We start from the raw sequence: 11,018 nt of genomic DNA on the forward strand, positions 1-11,018 counted from the left end.
AAATGAGACCTAAATCCTGCAATTGGCAATCCCGCAGGACAAAGAAAATGAAAAAATTTACATTCACTCAAAAAGTGAATGACCAAATTTCATTTTCTGAAGTGCAGGAATCAGGTGAGATCAAAAACCTTTACTCAAGGTCGATGCAACAACTCTATGAGCAGTTACCTTATTTGAAGGAAAACCATTTTTTTCTTGGAGTATACGTGGCTACCCTGTTCCTCCCTTTTTCCTTGGCTTCATATAATGCCTGGTCTGCCATGCTGATGAGTTTGTTTTTGCTGAAATCGTCTTCAGTGGCGGGTCTGCTGCAGGCCTGACCGAAACTTGCGGTCACATGGTATTCATCAGGGCCGTTGATGAAGCTTGCGTCCTCTATTGCTTTTCTCAGTTTCTCAGCCACATGGAGAGCTTCTTCCCCTGATGTTTCAGGCAGAATAATGGTGAATTCCTCTCCGCCATATCTGGCAAGCGTGTCATATTTCCTGATGTTTTCCTGTAATACTGCAGCAAAGGATTTGAGGACAAAATCTCCTGCCTGGTGGCCGTATGTATCGTTGAATTTTTTAAAATGATCAATATCTATAAGAAGAAGAGAGAGGAAAGATTCATTTCTGATTGAGCGGTCAATTTCCTGGTCAAGGATATTCTGGAAGTACCGATGGTTGTATACTTCAGTGAGGCCGTCAATATTGGCGAGATTATCAAGGATACGGTTTTTTTCCTCCAGTTCCCTGGTGAGATTCTCCAGATGTATTTTTGTCTCTATAAGTTGTTTATTCATCTGGTCGTAATCAAGGTTCAAAAGACTGAGTCGAATATTTGCCTCCTGAAGTATCTCCTGTACTGATTTGGTTGACTTGATTTTCAGGTTAAAATATTTCCCTGCCTCCTGCACTTTGAAATGAACCTGTTCAAAAATTGATTCAATATCGTCAGCAGAAAGGCCGAGCAGCTTTTTCGCCTCTTTTCTGAATTGTCGGTGGTATTCCTCAGGTTTCTCAGAATATAAAATGCGAATCAGAAGGTCGGAGAGATAAATAGCCCGAATGGTGTCACGCATTTTTTTATCCTTGCCTGTGTATCTTTCCGGATCGTGGTGATAGCGGATGGGCAGGACAAGAACATCGGGGAAACCCCAGCTTTTTACAACTTCAGTTCCTATGAATGAATGATCAGCTCCGAAGGTGGATTTTTCCACGCCGAAACCGTCGTATTGTTTCTCCTCAATGGTCTGCAGGACGGTGTCGTATTCTGCTGGAAATGTACAGGCCAGAATGAGCTCTCCCAGATTCTGGAGCAGACCGGTTACGAAAATTTCTTCGGTGTCGGCCCCTTTCACTTTTTCAAGAATCAGTTTTGAAGCCACAGCAGAGGCAAGAGATCGTTCCCAGAATTTTTCAAAATTAAAACGTGTTTCACCTTTACCTTTTTTCATTGAAAGAAAGGAAAAGGAAAGGACCAGGGAGCGGACAGCGTTGGTTCCAAGGATGGAAACAGCCTGTTTGATTGTGCCGATCTGTTGGGGAAAACTGTAAAAAGCCGAGTTTGAGACTTTGAGGATTTTTGTGGAGAGAGCAATATCCTGGGAGACAAGATTTGCAATGTCAGCAAGTGTTGTATCCTCTTTTGAGGTGAGAGAAATGAGTTTTGAAGCAACAGTCGGCAGTGTCGGTAACTGGTCGGAACTCAGGATTTTTTCAAGCAACTCTTTCTTGTTCATGGCACATGGGTGTGGGGGAGATGTTTCATGATTTCAGATCTGTCAGGCCAGATGTGTTTCTGCTATCCCCAAATTGCAGTTTCTCTGTACTGATCATGTATACGTGCAAAAATGAGGAGTTCACAGGTGACTGTAAAAAACACTTATCAATTCCAGTATAGCGTTAAAGAGTTGGACTGTGCAAGGCGGGTGGAAAAAAACTCGGTTTTTCCGCAAATCAGATTCCGTCACCGGTTTCCGGATAGGTACAGATTTCATCGAGATAATTTTTAAAAGTGAGGTTTTTTCCTTTGTTGATGATGTAGTCGGGAGTAAGAGGGATTTTTCCTTTTCCGCCTGGACCGTCGAGGGCAAATGTGGGGATGGCCATCCCGGAAATATGACCATAGAGATTTCGCATTATATCGATTCCGATATGAGTTCGTGTGCGGAAATGATCTGTTCCTTTGGTCAGGTCTGCCTGGAAAAGATAATAGGGCTTTACCCGTATTTTCAGAAGAGAAAGAAACAGTTTTTTCAAGGTTTCAGGGTTGTCGTTTATTCCTTTCAGAAGAACTGTCTGACAACCAAGGGGAATACCGGCATCAGCCAGAAGGGAACAGGCCCTGGAAGATTCTTTTGTGATTTCCAATGGATGATTAAAATGTGTATTAATATAAAGTGGATGGAATTCTTTTAGGATTCTCACCAGGTTTTCTGTTATTCTCATGGGCAGGACAGAAGGTACCCGTGTGCCGATACGGATGACCTCAACGGATGGGATATTCCTGAGCCTGGAGAGGATCTTTCTGATTTTTTCATCTTCCAGAAGAAACGGATCACCTCCTGAAATGAGAACTTCCCGTATAGTCGGTGTTTTTCTGAGGTACTCGTATCCGGCTTCCAGCGTTTCTTCGGTGACATGCAGCCTGTCAGTGCCGACCTTTCTCTTGCGCGTGCAGAAACGACAGTACATGGCGCATTGGTTTGTGACCAGAAAGAGAGCGCGGTCCGGATATTTATGGACAAGATTGGGTACAGGGCTGCGTAAATCTTCTCCCAGCGGATCAGTCATGCAGGTGAAATCCTGAATTTCTTCAGGGGTGGGAATGGCTTGTTTTCCAAGGGGATCATCGGCTGATTGTATTAATTTTAAAAAATATGGGTTTATTCGCATGGGAAAGTTTGCTATTACATCCCTTAATGCTGTACTATCACATGCTATATGTTTAAGGAGTTCTTCCGGAGAAGTGATACTGTTGTGTAATATTCTTTGCCATGTTTCCATGGCCGGATATTATGGGGTAAAGAGAGAAAATTGTCAATCGAGTGTTTGCCTGATTATGTATAGGGAGTGTTTATGTCAGCAAATTTATATAGATTTAAATACGATGAGTATGGAAATACAAGAGAGATAATCACCTATGCCAGCGGTGCCTCCGTCAGTTCCTGCAGCTATATAAACAAGGGTACAGCTTTCAGCAAAAAGGAAAGGGAACAGCTGGCACTGCAGGCTTCCCTGCCGCCGGGAGTACGGGATCTGGAGGCTCAGGTCGAAAGTACGCGGATGAAGGTGGATGACAAGGTTGATGATATTGAAAAGTATATTTTTATCCGCTCTCTTTTTAATAGAAATGTGACGCTCACTCATGCCTTGATTCGGTCAAATATAGAGCATTTCATGAGGCTGATCTATACTCCGACCGTCGGGATGGCAGTACAGAAATTTTCGTCAATGTTCAGGCAGGCGAATGGACTTCACTTTTATCCGGGAAATATCGATAATGCTGAAGATATTCTCAGAAGATATGCCAATCGTGATATCCGCGTAGCCGTGGTGACGGACAACCAGGGAGTTCTTGGTATCGGTGACCAGGGGGCCGGTGGTATTGCGGTGTGCCTTGGAAAACTCATGCTTTACACCCAGGGTGCTGGAATTGCCCCCTGGCATTGTCTTCCCATTTCCCTTGACGTGGGAACAAACAACGAGAAACTGCTGGCTGATAACCAGTACCTTGGCTGGCGGCACAGGCGACTGGAGGGGGAGGAATATCTCTCCTTCATGGGACGGTTTGTCAGGGCGTTTCGAAATGTGTTCCCTAACGCGCTCTGCCAGTGGGAGGATTTTTTTCAGCACAATGCATTTTCGATACGAGATGCTTTTGTTGATGAGATAATCTCATTTAATGATGATATCCAGGGGACGGGAGCTGCCACTTTAGCCGCTATTTTTTCCGCGGTAAAGATAAAGAAGGAAAAACTGGAGGACCAGGTTTATCTCATTCATGGAGCCGGTGTAAGGGGCGTAGGTATCGGAGAACAGATACTGAACTGCCTGGTAATGCAGGGTCTGACTGAAAAAGAAGCTGCAAATAGAATATTTATTATTGATTCAAAAGGACTGGTTACCAGCAATCGCAGTGTTGAATTTTACAAGAAAAAATTTGCAAAAGACCCTGAGGAATTTCCCTGGATCAAGGATATCGGTAAAACTGACAATCTTACTGTAATCAGGCACAGTGGGACTACTGCTCTCATTGGAACTTCAGGACAGGAATTCTGCTTTCGGGAAGAGGTTATTGAAGCGATAAGGAAAAACACTGCCAATCCGCTTCTTTTACCTCTTTTTCATCATGTTTCCACGCCTGATATCTTCTGCCACAATATGCGTAAGTGGACGGATGATGGCGCCCTTGTGGCCACAAGCAGTCCATGTGCTTCCATGGAGTCAATGGCAGACACATTTAAGGTCAGTCAATGCAATAACGCCTTCGTATTTCCGGGAGTCGGACTCGGGGTACTGGTATCGGGGGCCAGGGAGGTATTGCCGCAGTTCTTTACGGCAGCGGCGCGTGCAATTGCAGACTCTGTTTCTTCTGATGATCTGGCCGCAGGAAACCTCATGCCGGATGTCAGCCAGATCAGTTCGATAGGTAAAAAAGTTGCCCTTGCCGTGGCAATGTCAGCCGTGGAAAACGGAGTCAGTCGCCCCTGTATTTATTCCGATTTTCAGCACGATGGTGACAGGGCAAGGATGGAGAAACTGATTGAGAATATCAGGTGGAAACCGCAATATCTGCCATTGGTGCCTATGTAGCCACATGGTAATTGCTTATGGGCACCATTCCTGATTTCTGCAGGCTCTTTTGTTTGCAATAGGACCACCTATGCGGACAAAAGAGATCGGGAAAGCTGGGATATCTGAGTAATTTGGAAAAACAAAAACCCCGCTCAAAAATTATTGAGCGGGGTTTTTGTTTTCAGCCGTCTACTATTGAAAATTACAGTTTCTGAACATTTTCGGCAGCAGGACCTTTAGGGCCGTCTGTTATTTCAAAGCTGACCCTGGAACCTTCTTCGAGAGATTTGAAACCTTCAGTTACGATAGCGGAATAATGCACAAAAACATCTTGTCCACCATCTTGCTCGATAAAACCAAATCCTTTTGCATCATTAAACCACTTAACTGTTCCTTCTGCCATAGTACTACTCCTCTTGTGCTCAGTTCAACATGAACTGTTAATATATTTCCGGCCGACGGGCCGGATGATTTGTTACCGCACTCCAAACAAGGCACAAAACCATCAGGTCTGTGTATAGATCAAATATTTTTTCAGAGACCTACAATAGTGCAGCAATAGAAACCGTTTAGCATAACATATGAATAAAAGCAACAGATTTATTCCTGTTTGGTGAAGATAGTGACCGGAATTTGAGTAAAATAATGGAAAAAATTGTACTCTTGCTCATATTTGATTAGCTTGTGTCTGGCCGGAAATGAGGATTTTTGTTCGAGATCGAGGCGCACGGGAAATTTTACCGCAGGCATATAATTGATTTACCGAGGATAAAATTTCTCGGGCGAAGCAGATATCCTGATTTTTTCAGAAATAATTTTGAATATTGGATCGTTTTGAAAACAAAATACCCTGAATATCCTTTTGCATCCCGCTACCTGTCTCTGAAAGGCGGCAATCTGCATTATATTGATGAGGGCCACGGGCCTGTTATCATAATGGTTCATGGTAATCCGACCTGGTCCTATTATTACAGAAGACTCATCTCTCTTCTCAGAAAACAGTACCGGGTTATCGCCCTTGATCATCTGGGGTGCGGTTTGTCGGACAAACCTGCTGACTATCAGTATAATCTTGCCGGACATATTGACAACCTGTCAGAATTGTTAAAATATCTTAAGGTCGAACGATTTTCGATGGTGGTTCATGACTGGGGAGGAGCTATCGGCTTTGGCTATGCCGTGGATCATCCCGATATGGTGGAGAGACTGGTTGTTATGAACAGTGCGGCCTTTCGTTCAACCCGCATGCCGATGAGGATTGGAATCTGCAGAATTCCCCTGTTTGGGGAATTTCTGGTCAGGAAATTGAATGGTTTTGCCGGACCTGCCAGATTTATGGCCGTAAAAAAGAAACTGCCGGAAAAAGTGGCGGCGGCGTACCTGGCACCTTATGACAGTTGGGAAAACAGGATTGCTGTGTTCAGGTTTGTCAAAGATATTCCCATGAGCAGCAAGCACCCAAGCTATAATCGTCTGGTCACGATAGAAAACGGACTTGAACGTTTGAAAAGACAAAACATCCCCCTGCTCCTCCTGTGGGGAGGGCAGGATTTCTGTTTTAATGATTCTTTTTTCGAGCAGTGGATTGATCGATTCCCAGATTGCGAAACCCATTATTTTTTTGATGGAGGTCATTATGTTCTGGAAGATAAATTTCATGAGATCAAGCCGATTGTTGCTGAATTTTTTGAGTTGAACAGAAAAATTCCTACTTGATTACCCATGAAAATCAGCCGAATTGTAGATATGCCTGCTTTATCAGGCTAGTGTCCCGTCAACACTGCTCTGACGTATCTTGCTTGTCTTTTTTCGCGCCATCCCGCCTGCGGCTTATGTTACATAGCTCAACCGAGGATAAAATTTTTCGGGCAACACAGATATCGGGCAAAAAGACCAACTATGGACAGGCACTAAATTACCTGTGCGGACAAAAGAGACTGTGAAAAGCTGGGGTGACTGGGAGTAAATACACTGAAACCTGTGAAGGAATGGCTGTGGAGAATATAGCGGAAACCTTACAAAGAATTTCCAGACGGAAAAAAAATGAAACGGGACTCATCGAGGCGAAAAACGGGAGAAGAGTTTCGTTCGGACAATTGAATGTATTATCTGACAGGTTCGCTGTTTACCTGAAAGAAAAGGGTGTCGAGCCCGGTGAAAGGGTTATGCTGATGGTCAAACCTTCGGCAGAATTTATCTGTCTGACATTCGCACTGTTTAAAATCGGGGCTCCGGTTGTGTTGATTGATCCCGGCATGGGATATAAAAATCTGCTTGGCTGCATTGAGAGGGTACGTCCGGATGTACTGATTGGTATCCCGAGAGCGGTTCTCTTCAGCAGGATTTTCAGAAAACAGTTTAAGTCTGTGACAAAGACCTTTTGCTGCGGACCATCTCCGTTTAATCTGCTGGGCAGGGATATACGGAAGGCAGGCAAAGAAGGGACCGCCTCTTTATCGGAAATATTCAAACCATCCGGAGATGATCTTGCGGCAATTATTTTTACTACCGGGTCCACGGGACCACCCAAAGGAGTTCGTTATGAACATTCGATCTTCGCAGCCCAGCTCCGGTTGATTCGTGACTACTATCAGATAGGTGATGGTGACATTGATCTGCCTGCATTTCCTCTTTTCGCCCTCTTTACAACAGCTCTTGGAGGCTGTGCAGTTATTCCTGACATGGACCCCACCCGTCCGGCGAGGGTTGATCCCCGGAAATTTGTTGATGCGATAAATCGCTACAATGTCACCTATTCTTTTGGTTCTCCTGCAATATGGAATGTGGTCGGCAGGTATTGTGCAGAAAGGGGAATTGTATTGAAAAGTGTCAGGAAAATTCTCATGGCAGGGGCTCCGGTCCCGTGGGATCTTCTGCAAAAGGTAACAAAAATACTCCCTGAAAATTCGGAAATTTTCACGCCATATGGTGCTACTGAAAGTCTGCCGATAGCTTCTATCCGCGGCAGGGAGATTCTGGCTGATACCTGGGAAAAAAGCAGGACAGGTAAGGGAACCTGTGTGGGTTTTCCGCTGCCTGGTATAAATATAAAGATAATTGCGATGGTGGAGGGGCCGATACCCCATTTCAGTGAGGTCAGAGAGCTTCCGCCACACCACATTGGCGAAATAATTGTTCAGGGTGATGTCGTCACCAAAGCCTACGAAAATAATGATCAAGAGACCAATCTTGCAAAGATTGCGGATGAAAAAGGACTTTGGCACCGTATGGGGGATATGGGGTATTTTGATGGGCGTGGGAGACTCTGGTTCTGTGGAAGGAAGGCACACAGGGTTGAGCTTGCAGACAGAACCCTCTATTCTGTTCCCTGTGAAGCGATCATTAATGAGCATCCTGATGTCTATCGTTCAGCCCTGGTTGGGATCGGCAGAGACCGCCAGGGAAAATGCGCGGATGCTGTTATTATTGTAGAACCGTCTGACATAAAAAATACGGATCCGGAAAAACTGCTCGGGGAAATTGAGACATTGGCATCAGAAAATACGCTTACAGAGGCTGTGAGATATTTTCTTGTGCATGAAAGTTTTCCAGTTGATATCCGGCATAACGCTAAAATATTTCGAGAGAAACTTGCACTATGGGCGGAAGAGAAACTCTCCTGAAAAATATAGATACGGCACTGGTAACAGGTGGTGGTGGTTTTGTCGGCAAGGCAGTAGTCAGGCTGCTCCTTGAGAATAATGTAAATTGCAGGGTGATTGGTCGGAAATCTTACCCTGAGATTGAATCACTTGGTGTTGACTGCAGGGTAGGAGATATACGCGACAGACAGGCTGTAATTCAGGCTTCAAAGGGAGTTGACTGTGTGTTTCATGTGGCGGCTCTGGCTGGAATCTGGGGAAAATGGAAAGCCTATTACGACACCAATGTGGTCGGTACGGAAAATGTTCTTGAGGGTTGCAGGAAAAATGGTGTTCCATACCTTGTCTATACCTCGACTCCCTCCGTTGTTTTCAGCCAGAAAAATATAGCCGGCGAGGATGAAGCCCTGCCGTATGCAACCCGGTTTTTATGTCATTACGCTAAAAGTAAGGTGCTGGCTGAAAAAATGGTGCTTTTGGCCAACAGCCTGCAGGTGAAGAGTTGTGCCATTCGACCACATCTTGTGTGGGGACCGGGGGATCCTCATCTTGTTCCCCGGCTCATTGAAAGCGGCAGAAAGGGAAAACTGGCCATTGTCGGTTCGGGAAAAAACCTTGTGGATATCACGTTTATAGAAAATGTTGCTCATGCTCATGTTCTTGCTGCGGATAATCTATCCACTTCAGCCACCAGTGCAGGAAAAGCCTATTTTATAGGACAGGAAAAGCCTGTTGTTCTGTGGGAATGGATAAATACTCTTTTTATGGAACTGGGGATTCCTCCGCTCAGGAAAAAAGTGTCTTTTCCGGTTGCATGCGGGGTCGGGGCGGTTTATGAAATGATATACACACTATTCAGGTTGCGGGGGGAGCCGCGTATGACAAGGTTTCTCGCTTATCAACTTGCACATTCTCATTTTTTCTCACACGAAAATGCTGAAAAGGATTTGAATTACAGGCCGGTTGTTTCCATTGAAGAGGGAATGAAACAGCTTGTCGCCTGGGCAAAAGCATTACTTTAGAAGGAGTATTTCTTGGACCATGAGAAAATTCTTTTTTCAATTTGTTGTCACTGTACTCGTTTTCACTCTCTGTCTGGTCAATGCAGCTGGAGTATTTGCCTTTACTATTGGTGATGAGCGTGAGCTGGGGGAAAAACTGCTTTATTCTGTCCGGTCCTCCTTTGACCTGATTGATGACCCGGATATATCGCAATATCTCAACAACCTCGGTCAGAGTATTCTTGAAGTTGCCGGGGTACAGTATTTTGATTATCATTTTTTTGTAATAAACAATAAGGAATTCAATGCGTTTGCAGCACCCTCAGGGCTTATATTTCTCCATTCCGGATTAATCGGCACCATGCAGTCCGAAAATGAGCTTGTTTCGGTAATAGCCCATGAAATCGGACATATTGTTAAACGACACCTGGCTTCCAGGGTAGAAAAGGGGAAATACACAAGTCTGGCGACCCTTGGTATGGCTGTGGCCGCTGTGGCATTTGGAGGGACTGTTGCCCCGGTTCTGCTGACCGGGGCGCTGGCAACCGGCCAGAGCATAAATCTTCATTACAGTCGGATTGATGAAGAAGAGGCCGATCTGCTTGCCTTTGAATGGATGGAAAAAATGGGCAGAAACCCACAGGCACAGGTTAAAATGCTGGAATCCATGCGCAGAATCGCCCGTTACAGGAGTGATAAGCTGCCCCAGTATCTGTTGACCCATCCTAATCCGGAAGCGAGACTTGAGTATATTCAGTCCCTTATTGATATAGAAAAAGACCGCAATAAACAGGATTTTGCAAAAGGAAATGATTTTGCCTTCATGCGGTTTAAATACAGAATTCTCTCTCAGGTTAAAGATGCAGCCGGATTGAAAGCCGCTCTGGCTTCAATTCTGGCGGATAAAAAAACATCAGAGTTTTCGCGTATCATGGCTGATTATGGTCTTTCACAGATTTCCCGAAAGGAAAATGATTATAGACATGCCCTGGAATATCTCCGGAAAGTCATAGAGTTTTTCCCGGATAAAACAATATTACTGACAGACAGGGGAATGATAGAATTTGATGAAGGCAGACTGAGGAGTGCAAAACGGACATTTGAAAATGTGTTGCAGAAAAATAATCTCGATATGTATGCAACCTTTGCCCTGGCGAAAATCTACTATCGACTTGGGAAGATTGAACAGGCGAGAAACTATCTGCAGCGGGTTGTTGTTCAAATGCCGGAATATTCAGATGCCTATTTTCAGCTTGGGAAAATAGCTGCCGATGAAAACCTTGCCGGCCTTTCCTCATACTATCTCGGCAAGTTTTATCTTTATGAAGGTAAACTCAAATTTGCAAAAATGAGTTTACGGAGCGCATTGAACAGTAAGAATCTGTCGCCGGAAATTCGTGAAAAAAGTAAAAAATTATTAAAGAAAATAAAACGGTTGAGAAAATGATCAGTGGTTTAAGCGAAATTCGTATTGTAACAATGAAGGTGTCTTGAAAAATTAAATTTTCTTCTAAATAACAAAAGTTATCTTGATTACCCATGAAATTCAGCCAAATTGTGGATTGGGCCTGTTTTATCAGGCTAGCCTACGGTCAAAAATCACTGGAAATTTCAATTGATAAGGAATTCAAATG

At 44.3% G+C, this 11,018-nt stretch carries 8 protein-coding genes; 5 read left to right on the forward strand and 3 right to left on the reverse strand.

The features are described from left to right. Positions 1-169: 169 nt before the first annotated feature. Positions 170-1,723 (reverse strand): sensor domain-containing diguanylate cyclase, encoded by a 1,554-nt coding sequence (locus ACXLDX_RS07175; RefSeq protein WP_457576510.1) that lies wholly within the window; start codon positions 1,721-1,723, stop codon positions 170-172. 217 nt (positions 1,724-1,940) lie between these two features. Next, the gene (locus tag ACXLDX_RS07180) at positions 1,941-2,990 is read right to left on the reverse strand and encodes a KamA family radical SAM protein (RefSeq protein WP_457576511.1); all 1,050 of its coding nucleotides are present in this window, start codon (positions 2,988-2,990) and stop codon (positions 1,941-1,943) included. 72 nt (positions 2,991-3,062) lie between these two features. Here ACXLDX_RS07180 and ACXLDX_RS07185 point away from each other — a divergent pair, with 72 nt between their 5' ends. Next, positions 3,063-4,799 (forward strand): NAD-dependent malic enzyme, encoded by a 1,737-nt coding sequence (locus ACXLDX_RS07185; RefSeq protein WP_457576512.1) that lies wholly within the window; start codon positions 3,063-3,065, stop codon positions 4,797-4,799. Positions 4,800-4,983: 184 nt separating this feature from the next. Here the strand turns inward: ACXLDX_RS07185 and ACXLDX_RS07190 are convergent, their stop codons facing one another. After that, positions 4,984-5,184, reverse strand: coding sequence for a cold-shock protein (locus ACXLDX_RS07190; protein ID WP_228856959.1), 201 nt, complete (start codon positions 5,182-5,184; stop codon positions 4,984-4,986). Positions 5,185-5,615: 431 nt separating this feature from the next. On the opposite strand from ACXLDX_RS07190, the gene ACXLDX_RS07195 reads away from it, so the two are divergent. The 4 genes from ACXLDX_RS07195 to ACXLDX_RS07210 all read left to right on the forward strand — a co-directional run bounded on the left by ACXLDX_RS07195 (position 5,616) and on the right by ACXLDX_RS07210 (position 10,831). Further along, positions 5,616-6,497 carry an alpha/beta fold hydrolase gene (locus ACXLDX_RS07195; RefSeq protein WP_457576513.1) on the forward strand — a complete coding sequence of 294 codons (882 nt, stop codon included), beginning with the start codon at positions 5,616-5,618 and terminating at the stop codon, positions 6,495-6,497. 278 nt (positions 6,498-6,775) lie between these two features. Then, complete coding sequence (locus ACXLDX_RS07200; RefSeq protein ID WP_457576514.1) at positions 6,776-8,404, forward strand: fatty acid CoA ligase family protein; 1,629 nt, start codon at positions 6,776-6,778, stop codon at positions 8,402-8,404. Then, positions 8,380-9,405, forward strand: coding sequence for an NAD-dependent epimerase/dehydratase family protein (locus ACXLDX_RS07205; protein WP_457576515.1), 1,026 nt, complete (start codon positions 8,380-8,382; stop codon positions 9,403-9,405). The genes ACXLDX_RS07200 and ACXLDX_RS07205 overlap by 25 nt, the downstream gene beginning before the upstream one ends. Positions 9,406-9,424: 19 nt before the next feature. Next, entirely contained in the window at positions 9,425-10,831 is a 1,407-nt protein-coding gene (locus ACXLDX_RS07210; RefSeq protein ID WP_457576516.1) for a beta-barrel assembly-enhancing protease, read from the forward strand. The last annotated feature ends 187 nt before the right edge of the window (positions 10,832-11,018 follow it).

Source organism: Desulfomarina sp. (genome assembly GCF_054039375.1).